Here is an 18,160-nt window from a genome sequence, read left to right on the forward strand (position 1 = left end):
GGGCGGGGATCGCTTTCTCAGCTGTCCCCTCGGGTGGGGTGTCAGGCGGGTTCGAATCGGATGACGACGGCCTTGGACACCGGAGTGTTGGATTCCCTGGCCACCGACCCGAGCGGGACCAGCGGATTGGTCTCCGGGTAGTACGCCGCCGCGTTTCCGCGCGGGGTGTCGTAGGGCACCACCTCGAAACCCCGCACCCGACGTTCCTCGAGACCGCCCGCTCCCTCGAACTCCGATACGACGTCGACGAGCTGCCCGGCACGAAGGCCGAGATCGGTGATGTCGTCGGGGTTGATCAGCACGACATTCCGGTTGCCGGAGATCCCGCGGTAGCGGTCGTCGTGCCCGTAGACGGTGGTGTTGTACTGGTCATGGCTGCGCAGCGTCTGCAGGATGAGCCTGCCCTCCGGGATGCGCACCCAATCCAGCTCGTGCACAGCGAAGTTGGCCTTCCCGTTCGGTGTGCCGAAGGTGCGGGCATCGCGCGGAGGATGCGGCAGGACGAAGCCGTCGCTGCGCCGGACCCGGATGTTGAAGTCGTCGAACCCGGGAATCACCCGCTCGATGCGCTCCCGGATCCTGTCGTAGTCGGCCTTGAGTTCCTGCCACGGAACGGGATGGTCGTCGCCGAGGACGCGGGTGGCCAGATCGCAGACGATGGCGACCTCGCTACGCAACTCTGGCGACACCGGTGGCAGCGATCCGCGCGAGAGGTGCACGACCGACATCGAGTCCTCCACCGAAACCCGTTGCGGCACTCCGTTGATGACATCGCGATCGGTGCGGCCCAAGGTGGGGAGGATCAGTGCGCCGTGGCCGGTGACGAGGTGCGACTCGTTGAGCTTCGTCGACACGTGCACGGTCAGCGCGCAGCGTCGCAGTGCGGCCGCGGTGGCCTCGGTGTCGGGCGAGGCGGACACGAAGTTGCCGCCCATGCCGATGAAGACCCGTACCCGGCCGGCGGCCATCGCGTTGATCGCCGCGACGGTGTCGTGGCCGTGCTTGCGGGGGCTGACGATGCCGAACTCGGCATCCTGTGCGGCCAGGAACGATTCGGGCATCTTCTCGTAGATGCCCATGGTGCGGTCGCCCTGCACGTTGGAATGTCCGCGGACGGGGCACAGTCCGGCGCCGACCTTGCCGATCATGCCGCGCAGGAACAACACGTTGGTGCCCTCGGCGATGGTGGCGACGCCGTGTCGGTGCTGGGTGAGTCCCATCGCCCAGCAGAGCACGATCCGCTGTGACGTCCGCACGGCCTCGGCGAGGTCTTCGATCTGGGCACGGGACAGGCCGGTGATGCCGGCGATGTCGTCGATGTCGACGTCGGCCAGCAGCGCGAGGTAGTCCTCGACCCCGGCGCACGACTCGTCGAGGAACTCCTGGTCGAACACCGTGCCGGGTGCGGCGCGCTCGGCGTCGAGCAGCAGGCGCGCGACGCCACGGAACAACGCCATGTCGGAACCGAGCTTCACCTGGAGGAAGTCGTCGGCGAGCTTGGTGCCCTGGCCGACGACCCCGCCGATCTTCTGCGGATCCTTGAATCGCATGAGCCCGGCCTCGGGCAGCGGATTGATCGCGATGATCCGTGCGCCGTTGCGCTTGGCCTTCTCCAGCGTGCCCAGCATGCGCGGGTGATTGGTGCCCGGGTTCTGACCGGCGATGAGGATGAGGTCGGCGGCCTCGAGGTCCCCGACGGTCACCGACCCCTTGCCGATGCCGATCGACGCGCCGAGTGCGGCACCCGAGGATTCGTGGCACATGTTGGAGCAGTCGGGCAGGTTGTTGGTGCCGAGGCTGCGGGCGAACAGCTGGTAGACGAAGGCGGCTTCGTTGCTGGTGCGGCCCGAGGTGTAGAAGACGGCCTCGTCTGGGGAGTCCATCGCGGCCAACTCGTCGGCGATGAGCGCGTTGGCCTGGTCCCAGCTGACGGGACGGTAGTGGGTGTCACCGGGGGCGAGGTACATCGGATGAGCCAGGCGGCCCTGCTGGGAGAGCCAGTAGCCGCTGCGCGTGCGCAGGTCCTCCACGCTGTGCGCGCCGAAGAACTCCGGTGTGACGGCACGTCTGGTCGCTTCTTCGGCGACGGCCTTGGCGCCGTTCTCGCAGAACTCCGCGTGCTTGCGGTGGCCGGGGGTCTCCGGCCAGGCGCACCCGGGACAGTCGAAACCGTCGCGCTGGTTGAGTTTGATCAGCGTCTGCGCGGTGCGGACCGGCCCCATCTGCTCGAGGCCCCGCTTGAGTGCGACCGCGACGGCCGGGACTCCCGCGGCATAGGACTTCACATGCTTGATCCGGACGTCGCGGGGTTCGTCGACGGGATGGGGATCGCCGTCGTGAGTGTTGCTCATGATCCCTATCTTGCCCCGTAACCGTGTCCCATCGCACACACTGGTGACCATGACGGATCACACACAGAACGACTCTCGGGGACCGGACCGGCCGATGCTCGCGGGCATCGTGCTGGCCGGCGGACGCTCGCGGCGCATGGGGAGCGACAAGGCCGCCCTCGATTGGGAGGGTGAACCCATGCTCGCCCGCGTCGTGCGCGTGGTGGCGCAGCGGTGTGACCCCGTGTTCGTGGTTGCCGGGGAGACCTCGGCCGCCTTCCGCGGCATCGACGACATCAGGAACCGGGCGGCGCCGGGCATCGACTCGTCGAAGGTGCACTGGGTGACCGACGAGCAGGAGGGGGCGGGTCCGCTCGGCGGCCTCGTCGCGGGGCTGGCGGCCGCGGCCGCCGCCGGCGCAGAACTCGCCTTCGTGTGCGCGACCGACATGCCGCTGATCGCACCGGAACTGATCGACGAACTGTGTCTGGGCCTGACCGGCTCCACCCAGGCGGTCATCGCCCGAGATGCGCAACGCGACCACCCCATGGCCGGGGTGTACCGGACCGACGCGGGGCCGGTCATCGCCGAGGTCGTCGCCGCAGGCGAGCGACGGATGCTCGGTGCCATCGATGCGCTGAACACCCATCGCGTCGGCGTCTCCGAGCCCGACTGGCTCGTCAACGTCAACGCTCCCGAGGATCTGCACAGGCTTCGCGCGTCGGCGAGTTAGGACGCCGCGTACTCGTCGAACGGCACTGCCACGGCTCCCGCCGGCTCGCTTCCCACCTGCTTCTGGGTCGGATCGGCGGGAGCCGAACAGGTCCGCGGGAACGGTGGGAGAGTCCCGGGCGAGACCAGGCCCGGCGGACAAATAGAATAGCGGCTGTGACTGCACCCGACCCGACATCTGTGACGCCCGAGACTGCGATCCCCGAGACCGGGCTGCCCAAGTCCTGGGACCCTGCCGAGCACGAGGCGTCGCTCTATCAGGGCTGGGTGGATGCGGGCTACTTCACCGCCGACGCGTCGAGCGAGAAGCCGCCGTTCTCCATCGTGATCCCGCCGCCCAACGTCAACGGGTCCCTGCACATGGGGCACGCATATGAACACGTGCTGATGGACGCCCTGTCGCGTCGCCGTCGCATGCAGGGCTACGAGGTGTTGTGGCTGCCCGGCATGGACCACGCGGCGATCGCGATGCAGACGATGGTCGAGCGCAAGCTGGCCGCCGAGGGCAAGACCCGTGACGATCTGGGACGCGAGGCGTTCATCGAGCGGGTGTGGGCGGAGAAGGCCGAGATCGGCGGCAACATCGGCGAGCAGATGCGACGGCTCGGCGACAGCGTCGACTGGTCACGCGAGCGGTTCACCATGGACGAGGGTCTGTCGCGTGCGGTGCACACCGTCTTCAAGAAGATGTTCGACGACGGACTGATCTATCAGGCCGAGCGTCTGGTGAACTGGTCGCCCGTTCTGAAGACCGCGGTCAGCGACATCGAGGTCAGCTACGCCGACGTCGAGGGTGAGCTGGTGAGCTTCCGCTACGGCTCGCTCGACGACTCCGAACCCCACATCGTCGTGGCCACAACGCGTCTGGAGACGATGCTCGGCGACACCGCGATCGCGGTGCACCCCGAGGACGAGCGGTATGCGAGCCTGGTCGGCACCGAGCTGCCGCACCCGTTCCTCGACCGCACCATCCCCGTCATCGCCGACGACTACGTCGATCCCGAGTTCGGCAGCGGCGCAGTCAAGATCACCCCCGCCCACGACCCCAACGACTTCGCCCTGGGGCAGCGGCACAACCTGCCGATGCCGACGATCATGGACGCCTCGGCCCGGATCGCCGACACCGGAACGCAATTCGACGGCATGGACCGGTTCGAGGCGCGCGTCAAGGTGCGTGAGGCGCTGGCCGAGCAGGGACGCATCGTCAAGGAGGTGCGCCCCTACCTGCACAGCGTCGGACACTCCGAGCGCACCGGTGAGCCGATCGAGCCGCGCCTGTCGATGCAGTGGTGGGTCGACGTCTCCTCGTTGGCGCAGGCCGCCGGTGACGCCGTGCGTGACGGGTCGACGGTGATCCACCCGAAGTCGATGGAGCCGCGCTGGTTCGCCTGGGTCGATGACATGCACGACTGGTGCATCTCGCGTCAGCTCTGGTGGGGCCATCGCATCCCGATCTGGTACGGCCCCGACGGCGAGGTCGTGTGCCTCGGACCCGACGAGCAGGCACCGCAGGGATACGTCCAGGAGACCGATGTCCTCGACACCTGGTTCTCCTCGGGACTGTGGCCGTTCTCCACCATGGGCTGGCCGGACAAGACCGACGACCTCGAGAAGTTCTATCCCACTTCGGTTCTCGTCACCGGCTACGACATCCTGTTCTTCTGGGTGGCGCGCATGATGATGTTCGGCACCTACGTCGGCAAAGATCTGGGACCGGGCAACGAGATCCCCTTCCACAACCTCTTCCTGCACGGCCTGGTCCGCGACGAGCACGGCCGCAAGATGTCGAAGTCCAAGGGCAACGGCATCGATCCGCTCGACTGGGTGGAGCGCTTCGGCGCAGATGCCCTGCGGTTCACCCTGGCCCGCGGCGCGAACCCCGGCTCGGACATCTCGGTGGGCGAGGATCACGCGCAGTCCTCGCGCAACTTCGCGACCAAGCTGTACAACGCCACGAAGTTCGCACTCATGAACGGCGCCAAGGTCGGCGAACTGCCCGACCCCGAGACGCTGACCGATGCCGACCGCTGGATCCTCGGGCGCCTGGACGAGGTGCTCAACGAGGTCGACGCCGGCTTCGAGTCCTACGAGTTCTCCAAGGCCTGCGAGTCGCTCTATCACTTCGCGTGGGACGAGGTCTGTGACTGGTACCTCGAGCTCGCCAAGGTGCAGTTCGCCGAGAACGACGCGACGCGTTCGGAGTCGACGGCGATCGTGCTGGGCGCGGTGCTCGAACCGCTGCTTCGCGCGTTGTCGCCGGTGATGCCGTTCGTCACCGAGGTCCTCTGGAAGACGCTCACCGGCCGCGAGTCCCTGGTCGTCGCCGCATGGCCGAGGCCGTCCGGACGGGACTGGTCGTCGGACTCGGCCGCACGCGTGGAAGATCTGCAACGTCTGATCACCGAGGTGCGCCGGTTCCGCAGCGATCAGGGGCTCCGTCCCGGACAGCGCGTCGCGGTGCAGTTCGACGGACTGAACGAGGCCGGTCTCGAACCGCTGCTGCCGTATGTGGCCTCCCTCGCCCGACTCGATCCGGCCGGCCCCGGCTTCGGCGCGACGGCGACCATCGAGGTCCGCCTCAGCGTCGCCACTGTCGTGGTCGCCATCGACACCTCGGGGACCGTGGACGTGGAGGCCGAACGCAAGCGCCTCACCAAGGACCTGTCCGTCGCGGAGAAGGAGCTGACGACCACGTCGGCCAAACTGGGCAACGAGCAGTTCCTGTCCAAGGCGCCCGACCACGTCGTCGCGAAAATCCGTGACCGCCAACGGATAGCGACGGAAGAGGTCGAGCGGTTGACCGCGAAACTGTCGAGTCTGGCCGGCGCGTGAGCGACGAGAACGGCTTCCCCGAGGAGGACCCCGCCGTCCTGGGCATGGATGCCTCGGGCGACCCGCTGGAGCTGTCGGCGCTGCTCGACGACGAGGAGCGGGCCGCCGACGCCGAGAGCGAGATCGCGCCGCTGCGGGTGACCGACAGCGCCGACGACCTGGCCGAGCTCGCCGACGTCGAGGCCGACCTGGACACCCGGTGGCCCGAGACCAAGATCGAGCCGTCGCTGACCCGGATCGCCGCAGTCATGGACCTGCTGGGCTCGCCGCAGCACGGCTACCCGGCGATCCACGTCGCCGGCACCAACGGCAAGACGTCGGTGACACGGATGATCGACGCCCTGATGACGGCGTTTCATCGCCGAACCGGACGGATCACGAGTCCACACCTGCAGCGTGTCACGGAACGGATCTCGTTGGACGGCAAGCCGATTCCGGCGCGCACCTATATCGACACCTATCGCGAGCTCGAGCCCTACATCACCATGGTCGACGACAGCTCGACGGCGGCCGGCGGTCCTCGGATGAGCAAGTTCGAGGTGCTGACCGCCATGGCCTACGCCGTTTTCGCCGAGGCGCCGGTGGACGTCGCGGTGGTGGAGACCGGCATGGGCGGCCGCTGGGACGCCACCAACGTCATCGACGGTGCGGTCTCGGTCATCACGCCCATCGCGATGGATCACGCCGACTACCTCGGGGACACGCTGGCCGCGATAGCGGGGGAGAAGGCGGGCATCATCAAGCCCGGCGAATCCGATGCCCCGGGCGCGGTCGATCCGGTCACGGTGATCGCCGAGCAGACGCCCGAGGTCATGGACGTATTGCTACGTGCGGCGGTCGAGGCCGGCACGGTCGTCGCCCGGCAGGGTTCGGAATTCGCGGTGCTCGACTCGGTCATCGCGGTCGGCGGGCAGATGCTCAGGATCCAGGGGCTCGGCGGCGTCTACGACGAGGTGTTCCTGCCGCTGCACGGCGCCCACCAGGCATCGAACGCCGCGCTGGCGCTGGCCGCGGTCGAGGCATTTTTCGGCGCCGGTCCCGGTCGTCAGCTCGACATCGACACCGTCCGTGCGGGTTTCGCCACCGTCGCCAATCCGGGTCGGCTCGAACGGTTGCGCAGTGCACCGACGGTGTTCGCCGACGCAGCGCACAATCCGCACGGTGCCGCAGCACTGGCCGACGCGCTCGCCGAGGAATTCGACTTCCGGCGTCTCATCGGCGTCGTCGGGGTGCTCGGTGACAAGGACGCGCGCGGGCTGCTCGAAGCGCTCGAGCCGGTCCTCGACGCCGTCGTCGTCACCGACAACGGATCGCCCCGTGCGCTCGATCCCGAGACTCTCGCCGAGTACGCCCGCGAGGTCTTCGGGGAGGACCGCGTCGTGGTGAAGCCGTTCCTGCCCGACGCCGTCGAGGAGGCGATCGCCCTGGCCGAGGAGGCCCACGGCGAACGAGTGTCGGGCGCGGGCGTCGTCATCACCGGCTCGGTCGTGACCGCCGGTGCCGCCCGCACCCTGTTCGGTAAGGAACCCTCATGACCCGGTACACCCCGCCCACGAACGATCCGTGGAAGGGCTTGCGCGGTGTCATGGCCGGCACGATGATCCTCGAGGTCATCGTGGTCATCCTGGCGTTTCCCGTCGTGTGGCGGCTCGGCGACGGACTGACATGGCTCTCGGGCGGCTATCTCGTGGTGCTCATCGTCGCGATGATCCTCGCCTGCGGGATGCAGGGGCGCCGCAACGCGATCGCCATCGATCTCGGCCTGCAGGTCGCCCTCATCGTCGGCGGTGTCTTCCACTGGTCGATCGCCGTCGTCGGCGTCGTCTTCGGATCGGTGTGGCTCTACATCCGCTACATCAAGGCCGACGTCGAGAAGAGGGTCGAGCGGGGCCTGCTCCCGGGGCAGGAACCGATCGACTGACCGCAGTAGACCTGGACATCTGACCGGGTCTCTTCTCGTTGATGATGTCTGGCCTTTGGTGGCCTCAATACCTGTGGCCGGACCGTTACCGGCGAAGGCGGGCGGAGCCCGGAGGTTGCTGCAACAATGGCCCAAGCTGCGGGGCATTCGGGTCATTCCGCGCAGCTTCACCCATCGCTGAGACATCCAACGTGAGGACGTACGTGCAGTTCCACTCTTTCCGGACGCCCGCCATCTCCGCTCGCATCGGTCGCGCGACAACCCGCGTGGCGGTGCTTGCCGGCGCGGCTCTCGCCCTGGCGGTTCCGGCCGCGGCGTCGGCGGCTCCCGCTCCCCAGCAGGCTCCGCCCGCGATCGCGAATTTCTCGGCTCCGGTCGCCGACGCACCTGTTCCGGTCGGACCGGGTGAGTTCAGCTACATCGCGACCCACTCGATCACCCAGCGTGCCGCCGGGATGAAGGCGCCGGAGGCGATCGCGTCCATGCCGGTGCCGGTTCAATACCGTCCCGCGAATCTTGCTCTGGCCCAACAGTTCGACCTCGCGCTCGCCGGTGCACTCGCATCGCCGGGAGGCTGCGTCCAGGTGGTCGTCGATCCGCGCTCGCGGACCGGGAGCCTGTTCAACTACGGCTTCTTCCCGGTGGCGGGCGAGTACTGCTCCTGACCGCCTGATGGCGCCGACGAGTCGATAAGGTGTCAGTCGTGACTGAACGCACTCTCGTACTCATCAAGCCGGACGGCGTCGAACGCGGACTCGTCGGCGACATCATCAGCCGAATCGAGCGCAAGGGCCTGACCCTCGCGGCTCTCGAACTCAAGACCGTCAGCGACGACGTCGCCGCCGGGCACTACGCCGAGCACGAGGGCAAACCCTTCTACTCGTCGTTGCTCGAATTCATCACCTCCGGCCCGCTGGTCGCGGCCGTACTCGAAGGCCCTCGTGCGATTGCCGCTTTCCGTCAGATCGCCGGCGGCACCGATCCGGTGGAGAAGGCGGTGCCCGGAACCATCCGCGGCGATTTCGCTCTGAACACGCAGTACAACCTGGTCCACGGGTCCGATTCTCCCGAATCGGCGGAACGTGAGATCGCTCTCTGGTTCCCCGAACTCACCAGCTGAGCGGGGTCACACGGCTCGACGCGCGCGGTCAAACGTCCATACTTTGCGGTCATCGGAGCGCGGTATGGGATACTTGCACAGTTATCGGCGACACACTTTGTCGGCGATGACCGGATGACGCGCCCTGGTTTCGGCGCGTCGCGGTGCGGCTGGTCCGCATCGCGACGCCACGGAACCGCAGCTGACCCCACCGAGGTTCGCACTGCTGCCAGCAGGCGAGCACTCAGGTTCGCGCCTGTGCCCGGTGGCGTGGAAGGCGTCCGGGGATGCGGTCATCGACACAGCAAGAGCGTCGTCGGTTGATTCGCACGTCGGATCATCGCGATGACGCGCAGACCACACAACACCGGCCCGACCGGGCCGGGACACAGAGCAAACCCTCGCGTGGCCGCGTCAGCCCGACGCGCCCGGGGGTTCGAGGAGACTGAGTGACCGACAACGGGTCGCCGGCTGACGCGAACGCAGCGTCAGAACCGGCGGAAGAATTTCCCAGCAAACTTCGTGTGCACGCCCTGGCCAGATTCCTGGGCCTGACGAGTCGGCAGGTGCTGGCGCACCTGGCGAATCTCGGGGTGCAGACCCGCAGCCCGCAATCGAGCGTCGACCGCGAGCTCGCCCAGGCGGTGGCCGCACGGGTGCGCGCCGAGGGCGAGGGCGACGAGACTGCGGCGGCCCCGGCCGAGCCGAGCGCGGCACCGACCGAGGCGCCCGAAACAGCAGAGGCGCCCGTAACAGCAGAGGTGCCCGCCGCAGAACCGGCGGCCGCACCCGAGGCGCCGACCCAACCAGAAGCCGCTGCGGTCGAGAACCCGGCCGGCCAACGAGCGCACGCCGAGGCGCCCACGCTGTTCTCCGCGGCATCATCCGGTTACGACGCCCCTCTCGCCGCCACCGGCGAGGAGGAGCCATCGTTCGGAGGCGGACCGCTGTTCCTTCAGCCGCAAGCCCCGGAGGAGAAGCCGAAGGCCGCACGGTCTGCCCGCGCGAAGGCCAAGGTCAAGACGCCCGTGCAGGACGGCGCCGAGCAGGGCCAGACCGACACCCCCGCCGAGGCGGCGTCCCCTGACCAGACCCCGACCGACTCGGGTCGTGTCGAGGCGAAGGCAGACGAGGCCGGCGCAGACCAGGCGGGCGCAGACCAGCCGAGCGCAGACCAGCCGAGCGCAGACCAGCCGCGCGCAGACGAGCCGAGCGCAGACGAGGCGCGCACCGGCAGGACGACTGTGGGCACCGCGGATGCGGAGACCGCCGCCGACGCCGATGCCGGTGATGACAACGACACGGACGATGACTCGGACACCGATGACTCGGACACCGACGACTCGGACACCGACGATTCGAATGCGGACGACTCGGGTTCCGGACGCAGCCGGCGGCGTCGCCGCGGGCGGCGGGGTCGTGGCCGTGGCCGCGGCGATCAGGGCGGTGAGAACGGTGACGACGACGAGTCCGCCGACACCGACGCCGCACGCACCGACGCCGCAGATACCGCCGCGGACACCGGAGCCGCGAAGACCGTCGACCGCGACACCGATACCGATACCGGCGACCGTGGCAGGGCCGACCGCACCGGCGGCGCCGACGACGCCGCGAGCGATCGTGACGACTCCGACGAGGCCGACGCCGACGCCGAGGGCGCGGATGATTCGCGCTCGGAGGACGGCCGCCCGTCCGGGAAGCGCAACAAGCGGCGTCGTCGTGCAGGTGGCGACAGGACCGATGACGCCGAGGGCACGAAGGCACGCTCAGACGCCGCCGACCAGGACGGTTCGGGGAGTGACTCCGCCGGCGCTGACGCCGACGACTCCGACGACTCCGCGGACGACGAGTCGGGTGACGGGTCGTCGACCCGCCGGCGCCGTCGTCGCCGCAGGCGCAAGGTCGGAGGCGAGCAGGAGGATGCGTCGCCGGACGATCCCCCGAACACCGTGGTCCACGAGCGGGAACCGCGCAGCAAGCGTGTCCGCGACGAGGTCCAGGGGATCTCGGGGTCGACGCGGCTCGAGGCGAAGCGTCAGCGGCGTCGCGACGGCCGCGATGCCGGTCGTCGTCGGCCGCCGATCCTGACCGAGTCGGAGTTCCTCGCACGCCGCGAGGCCGTCGACCGGGTGATGGTGGTGCGTGAGCGCAGCGCCAACAGCCGTATCTCCACCGGTGACGGTCACGAGATCGACGCGGTGGAGGACTACACCCAGGTCGCCGTGCTCGAGGACGGTGTCCTCGTCGAACACTTCGTGACGACGTCGACCTCGTCGTCGATGGTCGGCAACATCTACCTCGGTCGGGTGCAGAACGTCCTGCCCGGCATGGAGGCCGCGTTCGTCGACATCGGTCGCGGGCGCAACGGAGTGCTCTACGCCGGTGAGGTCAACTGGGACGCTGCCGGTCTCGACGGGGGTTCCCGCAAGATCGAGCAGGCACTCAAGCCAGGCGACAACGTGCTGGTGCAGGTCAGCAAGGACCCCGTCGGGCACAAGGGTGCTCGCCTGACCACGCAGATCTCACTCGCGGGCCGCTACCTGGTGTACGTGCCGGGTGGCTCGTCCACCGGTATCAGCCGCAAACTGCCCGACGTGGAGCGCAAGCGCCTCAAGCAGATCCTCGCCAAGCTCGTCCCCGACGAGGCGGGCGTGATCATCCGCACTGCCTCCGAGGGTGTCAGTGCCGAGGAACTCGGCGCCGACATCGCACGCCTCGAATCGCAGTGGAAGGCGATCGACGCGTCGGTCGCCGAGGCCAAGAAGGGCGGGGCGTCGGCCCCGAAGGCGCTGTACGAGGAGCCCGACCTCCTGGTGCGCGTGGTTCGCGACCTGTTCAACGAGGACTTCAAGAAGCTCGTCGTCGAAGGCGACAAGGCGTGGAACCTGGTCGAGGGCTACGTCAACTCGGTGGCCTCCGATCTGATGGAGCGCGTCGAGAAGTTCGAGAAGCCGCATGCCGACGCGCCCGACTCGTTCGTCGTGCACCGCATCGACGAGCAGCTGGCCAAGGCCCTGGATCGCAAGGTGTGGCTGCCTTCGGGCGGCACGCTCATCATCGAGCACACCGAGGCCATGACCGTCGTCGACGTCAACACCGGCAAGTTCACCGGCTCGGGCGGCAACCTCGAGGAGACGGTCACCCGTAACAACCTCGAAGCCGCCGAGGAGATCGTGCGCCAGATGCGACTGCGCGACATCGGCGGCATGATCATCGTCGACTTCATCGACATGGTCCTCGAGTCCAACCGGGATCTGGTGTTGCGCAGGCTCACCGAGGCCCTGGCCCGGGACCGTACCCGGCACCAGGTGTCGGAGGTGACGTCGCTGGGTCTGGTCCAGATGACGCGTAAGCGACTGGGGACCGGTCTGCTCGAGGCCTTCTCGACCACGTGCACCTCGTGCAACGGCCGGGGAATCATCGTGCACGCCAATCCGGTGGAGGTCAGGTCCGACGACACGGCGCGCCCCGACGCCGCCGGGTCCAAGAGGTCGCGGCGCGGCAAGAAGAAGGTCGACACGCCTGCCGAGAGCAAGCCTGCGGTCAATCCCGCGCACAAGCCTGCGGCGGAGCATCCGCTGTTCCGTGCGATGGCTGCGACCACCCACGACGGGGAAGAGGTCGAGGGCGGACACGACGAGGCTGCTCCTGCCGATGTCGCGGTTGCCGAGGTGTCGCGCGGCGAACGCCGGGCGCGCGCGGCCGAATCCGAGGCCAAGGACGAGAAGGCCGAGCAGGTGACCGAACCGGACACCGAGAAGGTCCGCCCGCAGGTCGATGCCCAGGTGGCCGCACCCGCCGAGAAGGCGGAGGCCGCAGTGGCGGCGGAGCCGACGGACGGCGGAGCACCGGCGGTCGCGCGACGACGTCGCCGAGTGGTGCGGCGCCCGGCGCAGACGACCACGGCACCCGAGAACGTGGTGATGACCGCGGTGGATGTGGTCCCGGAGACCCCGACGACCACCTTCGGGCCGATCTCCACGGATCCGGGTGAGGCGACCGTCGCGGTGCGGCGTCGACCCCGCAAGCGGACGGCCGGCCGGCCGGCCGGACCGCCGCCGGCCGACACATGATCCGGCGCACCGGATCACCGGGGCGAGGGGCTCGGCGCGCGGACGGGGAGTGAGTTTGACCCGAATGCCGCCGGTCCCGTAACCTTGGAAAGTCGCCTCCCGCGGAGGGTGTGCGCTGTTCTGCCTGCTTCGGCACGGCACACGGTGCGAGCCCCGTCGGCAGGCCCTCTGGTGTGAACCGCAGCCATTCCCGGCCTCAAGGTTGGGTGAACTACGGCCCGCGCCGGGTGTACAACACCAACGCCTCACGAGCGCACAGCGTTCAGAGGCCCGACAGACGAGTAAGAGGAAGAACTTCGATGGCAACGTACGCGATCGTCAAGACCGGCGGCAAGCAGTACAAGGTCGCTGAGGGCGACACTGTCAAGGTCGAGAAGATCGACGGAAAGGTCGGCTCCACGGTGAGCCTGCCGGTCGCGTTGGTCGTCGACGGCTCGACCCTGACCACCGACGCCGACAAGCTGGCCGAGATCTCGGTCACCGGTGAGGTCGTGGAGCACGTCAAGGGCCCCAAGATCCGCATTCACAAGTTCAAGAACAAGACCGGCTACCACAAGCGCCAGGGCCACCGTCAGAAGCTGACGGTCCTCAAGGTCACCGGCATCAAGTAGTCGACGCAGCTTCTACGAAGACCCCAGGAGGACTGACACATGGCACATAAGAAGGGCGCGTCCAGCTCGCGCAACGGTCGCGATTCAAACGCCCAGCGACTCGGCGTGAAGCGCTTCGGCGGCCAGCAGGTGAGCGCAGGCGAGATCCTGGTTCGCCAGCGCGGCACCAAGTTCCATCCCGGCGTCAACGTCGGACGCGGCGGCGACGACACCCTGTTCGCGCTTTCCGCGGGCGCGGTGGAGTTCGGCTCCAAGCGTGGCCGCAAGACGGTCAACATCGTCCCGGAACCCGCTCAGGTCTGACCCGAGCAACCGGCACGACAGAAGCTCTTGGACAGGGCGGGCAGGGTCATCGCGTACCCCGCCCGCCCTGTTCTTTTTTGAACGGAAGAAGGATTTCGATGTCACGGTTCGTCGACCGCGTGACCATTCATGTCGCGGCGGGTAACGGCGGCCACGGCTGCGCGTCGGTCCACCGGGAGAAGTTCAAGCCTCTCGGCGGCCCGGACGGCGGCAACGGTGGTAACGGCGGCTCGGTGAAGCTCGTCGTCGACCCGCAGGTGCATACGCTGCTCGACTTCCACTTCCACCCACATGCGAAGGCCGGCAACGGCAAGCCGGGCGCCGGCGACAACCGCGACGGTGCGAACGGTGAGGACCTCGTCCTCAAGGTGCCCGACGGCACCATGGTCCTCGATGACAACGGCAAGATCGTCGCCGACCTCGTCGGCGCGGGCACCACCTTCGACGCCGCGGCCGGTGGCCGCGGCGGGCTGGGCAACGCGTCCCTGGCCTCGAAGGCGCGCAAGGCCCCCGGGTTCGCGTTGCTCGGCGAGGAGGGGCAGGAACGCTCCCTGGTTCTCGAACTCAAGTCGGTCGCCGACGTGGGTCTCGTCGGGTTCCCGTCCGCGGGCAAGTCGTCGCTGGTGTCGGTGCTCTCCGCCGCCAAGCCGAAGATCGCCGACTACCCCTTCACGACGCTGGTCCCGAACCTGGGCGTGGTGCAGGCCGCCGGTGACGTGTTCACCATCGCCGATGTCCCCGGCCTCATCCCGGGCGCCTCGACGGGACGCGGCCTCGGCCTGGAGTTCCTGCGCCACCTCGAGCGGTGTGCCGTGCTCGCGCACGTCGTCGACTGCGCCACACTGGAACCGGGCCGCGACCCGCTGTCCGACATCGATGCTCTCGAGGCCGAACTGGCCGCATACCGACCGGCTCTCGACGCCGACCACGGACTCGGTGATCTCGCTTCTCGCCCGCGCGTGGTCATCCTCAACAAGATCGATGTGCCCGATGCCGCCGAACTCGCCGATCTCGTCGAACCGGAAATCGCCGAACGCGGTTGGCCGGTGTTCCGGATCTCGGCCGTCGCCCACGAGGGTCTGCGTGAGCTGACCTTCGCGCTGGCGCGGATGGTTCGGGAGTACCGGGAAGCCCAGCCGGCGAAGGTGCCCAAGCGTGCGATCATCCGGCCCAAGGCCGCCGACGAGACCGGCTTCACCATCGAGACCGATCCGGACAACGAAGGCGGGTTCATCGTTCGCGGCACGCGTCCGGAACGCTGGATCGCGCAGACACAGTTCGACAACGACGAGGCGGTGGGCTACCTCGCCGACCGGCTCACCCGGCTCGGCGTCGAGGACGAGTTGGTGCGCCGAGGTGCCGAGCCGGGTGCGCCGGTCACGATCGGGGCCGTGACGTTCGACTGGGAACCGACCACACCCATGGGTGACGAGGTCCCGATCACCGGGCGCGGCACCGACATTCGTCTCGACCGGTCCGATCGCGTCGGCGCCGCCGAACGCAAGCAGGCCCGCCGGCTGCGGCGCGGAGTGCCGGGTGAGGACGGGGAGCAGGACCTGCCGTGACCTCGGCAACCAGCCAGGGGATGCACGACGGGGGAGTTCGGGACCGGATCGCGCATGCCCGCAGCGTCGTGGTCAAGATCGGGTCCTCGGCGCTGACCGACCTCGCCGAAGGGCTTGACCGCAACCGCCTCGATGCGCTCGCCGATGCGCTGGAGGCGCGGATGCGCGCCGGTTCCGATGTGATCGTGGTGTCCTCGGGAGCCATCGGCGCGGGCATCGCCCCGCTCGGCCTGAAGAAACGTCCCACCGACCTGGCGACCAAGCAGGCGGCGGCGAGCGTCGGACAGCTGGCGCTCGCACACGCCTGGGGGACCTCCTTCGCGCGGTACGGTCGTACGGTCGGCCAGGTCCTGCTCACCGCCGATGACATCTCCAATCGCAGTCACCATGCGAATGCCCAACGCACACTGGACCGTTTGCGTTCGCTGGGCGCGGTCGCGGTGGTGAACGAGAACGACACCGTGGCGACCACCGAGATCCGGTTCGGCGACAACGACCGGCTCGCCGCGCTCGTCGCCCATCTCTCGGGCGCCGATGCGCTCATTCTGCTGTCCGACGTGGACGGCCTGTACGACGGTGACCCGCGCAAGGTGGGCGTCGACGGCCGGCGTGCGCGGCTGATCCCCGAGGTGAACGGTCCCGAGGACCTCGACGGCGTGATCGCCGGATCCGGGGGAGCGCTGGGGACCGGCGGCATGGCGTCGAAACTGGCGGCCGCCCGGTTGTCGGCCGACGCCGGGGTGCCGGTGCTGCTGGCCGCCGCCTCGTCGGCCGCGCAGGCGCTGGCCGACGCCTCCGTGGGGACGGTGTTCGCCGCACGTCCCGAGCGCATGTCCGCACGTCGGTTCTGGGTACGCCACGCCGCGGACGCGCGCGGGCAGATCATCCTCGACGACGGCGCGGTGGCCGCGGTGTCCCGCCGGCGCCGGTCGTTGCTCGCCGCGGGAATCGTGGGGGTCAAGGGCAGGTTCTTCGACGGCGACGTCGTGGAATTGGTCGACCGGCACGGAGCGGTGCGGGCGCGAGGGGTCGCGGCCTACACAGCCGACGACGTCACCTCGATGATCGGCCGGTCGACCGGCGATCTGCCGGCCGAGCTGCAACGCCCGGTGGTGCACGCCGACGATCTCGTCGTCGTCACGCGCTGACCGAGCCACCCGGCGGGCTCACATGGCGGCCATGGCGGGCAGGACCACCCCGGCCTCGTGATCGATCTTCAAGGTCGCGATGTCGTCGGCGCGGGTGTGACCGCGGTTGACGATGATCAGCGGTTTGCCCGCGCGGTGCGCGCGTCGCGCGAACCTCAGACCTGACATCACCGTCAACGACGACCCCACGACGACAAGTGCGTCGGCGTCGTCGACCACCGAGAACGCGTGCTCGACAGTGGTTTTCGGCACGGTCTCACCGAAATAGACGATGTCGGGTTTGAGGATGCCGCCGCAGTGCGGGCAGTCGACCATACGGAAGCCGGAGGTGTCGGAGAGGGTGGCGTCGGCGTCGGGGGCCACCTCGATGGCCCCGCGCCCGCCGACCCGCTCGGCGAAGCCCTCGTTGACGGACTCGAGGAGCCCGGCCAGCCGGTGCCGGGAGATGCGCCAGTCGCAGGCCAGGCAGCGAACCCGCCCGTAGCAGCCGTGCAACTCCACCACCCCCCGCGTGCCGGCCTTGGTGTGCAACATGTCGACGTTCTGGGTGATGACCGTCGAGAGCCGACCTCGCCGCTGGAGATCGGTGAGCGCGAGATGTGCGCTGTTGGGAAGTGCCGCGTCCATGTGCCGCCAGCCGAGATGATTCCTGGCCCAGTAGTGGCGACGGAACTCCGGGGAGGACAGGAACATCTCGAGGGTCATCGGCGTCCGCGGCGGAGACCCGGGACTGCGGTAGTCGGGGATGCCGGAATCGGTGGAGATCCCGGCACCGGTCAGTACCGCGAAGCGACGCCCGGCGAGGATGTCGGCGGACAGGGCGATCCGGTCCTCGACGTCGTCGTCGGGCGGGGTGTGTTCGGCCGGGCTGTGGCCGAGCTGGAGACGGGTACGCACCCTGACCAGGATAGGCGCGACTCAGACGGTGTCCGCCGGGTCCAGCGCGGCCGTGGTCTGCGCCACGAACCACCGTTCCCAGCGGTCGGGGCTCCAGCCCCGTTCCTGGGTGAGTCGAAGCCACACGGTCCGGGAGGCGAGTATCCACATCGAGTCCACCACCTCGTCGTCCGGTTCCCGGCCCTGGATCAGGGTGAGCGCCCAGCGCACCTCCTGCCAGCGGGTCTGTTCGCGCCGGTCCCGAAGCGCGGACGCCTCGTCGTCGGTGACGGCGGCCTGGTCCAGAACATGCTGGATGGCGGCGGAACGGATGTGCGTGGCGCACAACCAGGACGCCGCGGCGCGGATGCGTTCGTGGCGATCGCCGTGACCCATCGCCTGGTACTCGGCGGTCTCGCGTACCGGGACGTCTTCGTTCCGGCGTAGCGCCGAGACGATGCACGCATCGAGAAGATCGAGCTTGGTGGCGAACTGGCGGTAGACGGTCGGCCGTGTCAGTCCCGCACGGCCGGCCACCCCGGCCATCGTAGTCGTGACCCAACCCTCCTGACAGAACATGGCGGTGGCGGTGTCGATGACCAGGGCGCGGTTCTCGCGCGCTCGCGTCGTCCGCAGTTCCGAGGTGTAGGTCCTGGACACGAATGACAGT

General features: G+C 68.7%; 14 protein-coding genes. 11 read left to right on the forward strand and 3 right to left on the reverse strand.

Translation table 11 applies throughout. The annotated features are described in order from the left end of the window. Positions 1 to 41: 41 nt before the first annotated feature. A complete protein-coding gene (locus H1R19_RS09855; RefSeq protein WP_188328976.1) occupies positions 42 to 2,351 on the reverse strand; it encodes an FdhF/YdeP family oxidoreductase in 2,310 nt (769 codons plus the stop codon). 49 nt (positions 2,352 to 2,400) lie between these two features. On the opposite strand from H1R19_RS09855, the gene mobA reads away from it, so the two are divergent. From mobA to proB, 11 genes are all read left to right on the forward strand, one after another. Then, entirely contained in the window at positions 2,401 to 3,063 is a 663-nt protein-coding gene (gene mobA / locus H1R19_RS09860; protein ID WP_372632649.1) for a molybdenum cofactor guanylyltransferase, read from the forward strand. 155 nt (positions 3,064 to 3,218) lie between these two features. Beyond that, a complete protein-coding gene (locus tag H1R19_RS09865) occupies positions 3,219 to 5,894 on the forward strand; it encodes a valine--tRNA ligase (RefSeq protein WP_188328977.1) in 2,676 nt (891 codons plus the stop codon). Further along, a complete protein-coding gene (gene folC, locus H1R19_RS09870) occupies positions 5,891 to 7,429 on the forward strand; it encodes a bifunctional tetrahydrofolate synthase/dihydrofolate synthase (RefSeq protein WP_244970933.1) in 1,539 nt (512 codons plus the stop codon). Before H1R19_RS09865 ends, folC begins: the two co-directional genes overlap by 4 nt. After that, complete coding sequence (locus H1R19_RS09875) at positions 7,426 to 7,815, forward strand: DUF4233 domain-containing protein (protein ID WP_188328978.1); 390 nt, start codon at positions 7,426 to 7,428, stop codon at positions 7,813 to 7,815. The genes folC and H1R19_RS09875 overlap by 4 nt, the downstream gene beginning before the upstream one ends. A 203-nt stretch (positions 7,816 to 8,018) precedes the next feature. Next, positions 8,019 to 8,480: a hypothetical protein gene (locus H1R19_RS09880; protein ID WP_188328979.1), complete on the forward strand. Its 462-nt coding sequence runs from the start codon at positions 8,019 to 8,021 to the stop codon at positions 8,478 to 8,480. Positions 8,481 to 8,518: 38 nt separating this feature from the next. Further along, on the forward strand, positions 8,519 to 8,935 hold the full coding sequence (ndk, locus tag H1R19_RS09885) for a nucleoside-diphosphate kinase (protein ID WP_188328980.1): 417 nt from the start codon (positions 8,519 to 8,521) through the stop codon (positions 8,933 to 8,935). Positions 8,936 to 9,363: 428 nt separating this feature from the next. Further along, positions 9,364 to 12,987 (forward strand): translation initiation factor IF-2 N-terminal domain-containing protein, encoded by a 3,624-nt coding sequence (locus H1R19_RS09890; protein ID WP_219851314.1) that lies wholly within the window; start codon positions 9,364 to 9,366, stop codon positions 12,985 to 12,987. A gap of 299 nt (positions 12,988 to 13,286) precedes the next feature. Further along, positions 13,287 to 13,598 (forward strand): 50S ribosomal protein L21, encoded by a 312-nt coding sequence (gene rplU / locus H1R19_RS09895; protein ID WP_188328982.1) that lies wholly within the window; start codon positions 13,287 to 13,289, stop codon positions 13,596 to 13,598. Between the two features lie 39 nt (positions 13,599 to 13,637). Continuing rightward, on the forward strand, positions 13,638 to 13,901 hold the full coding sequence (gene rpmA, locus H1R19_RS09900) for a 50S ribosomal protein L27 (RefSeq protein WP_188328983.1): 264 nt from the start codon (positions 13,638 to 13,640) through the stop codon (positions 13,899 to 13,901). Between the two features lie 98 nt (positions 13,902 to 13,999). Next, entirely contained in the window at positions 14,000 to 15,466 is a 1,467-nt protein-coding gene (gene obgE / locus H1R19_RS09905) for a GTPase ObgE (RefSeq protein WP_219851315.1), read from the forward strand. 20 nt (positions 15,467 to 15,486) lie between these two features. Beyond that, a complete protein-coding gene (gene proB / locus H1R19_RS09910) occupies positions 15,487 to 16,614 on the forward strand; it encodes a glutamate 5-kinase (RefSeq protein ID WP_188329307.1) in 1,128 nt (375 codons plus the stop codon). Between the two features lie 18 nt (positions 16,615 to 16,632). On the opposite strand, the gene H1R19_RS09915 is transcribed toward proB, so the two are convergent. Together H1R19_RS09915 and H1R19_RS09920 are read right to left on the reverse strand one after the other, a co-directional pair. After that, positions 16,633 to 17,511 carry a Sir2 family NAD-dependent protein deacetylase gene (locus H1R19_RS09915; RefSeq protein ID WP_188328985.1) on the reverse strand — a complete coding sequence of 293 codons (879 nt, stop codon included), beginning with the start codon at positions 17,509 to 17,511 and terminating at the stop codon, positions 16,633 to 16,635. Between the two features lie 21 nt (positions 17,512 to 17,532). Further along, the gene (locus tag H1R19_RS09920) at positions 17,533 to 18,150 is read right to left on the reverse strand and encodes a TetR/AcrR family transcriptional regulator (protein WP_244970934.1); all 618 of its coding nucleotides are present in this window, start codon (positions 18,148 to 18,150) and stop codon (positions 17,533 to 17,535) included. Between the last annotated feature and the right edge of the window lie 10 nt (positions 18,151 to 18,160).

It is taken from the genome of Gordonia jinghuaiqii (genome assembly GCF_014041935.1).
Taxonomy (GTDB): Bacteria; Actinomycetota; Actinomycetes; order Mycobacteriales; family Mycobacteriaceae; genus Gordonia; species Gordonia jinghuaiqii.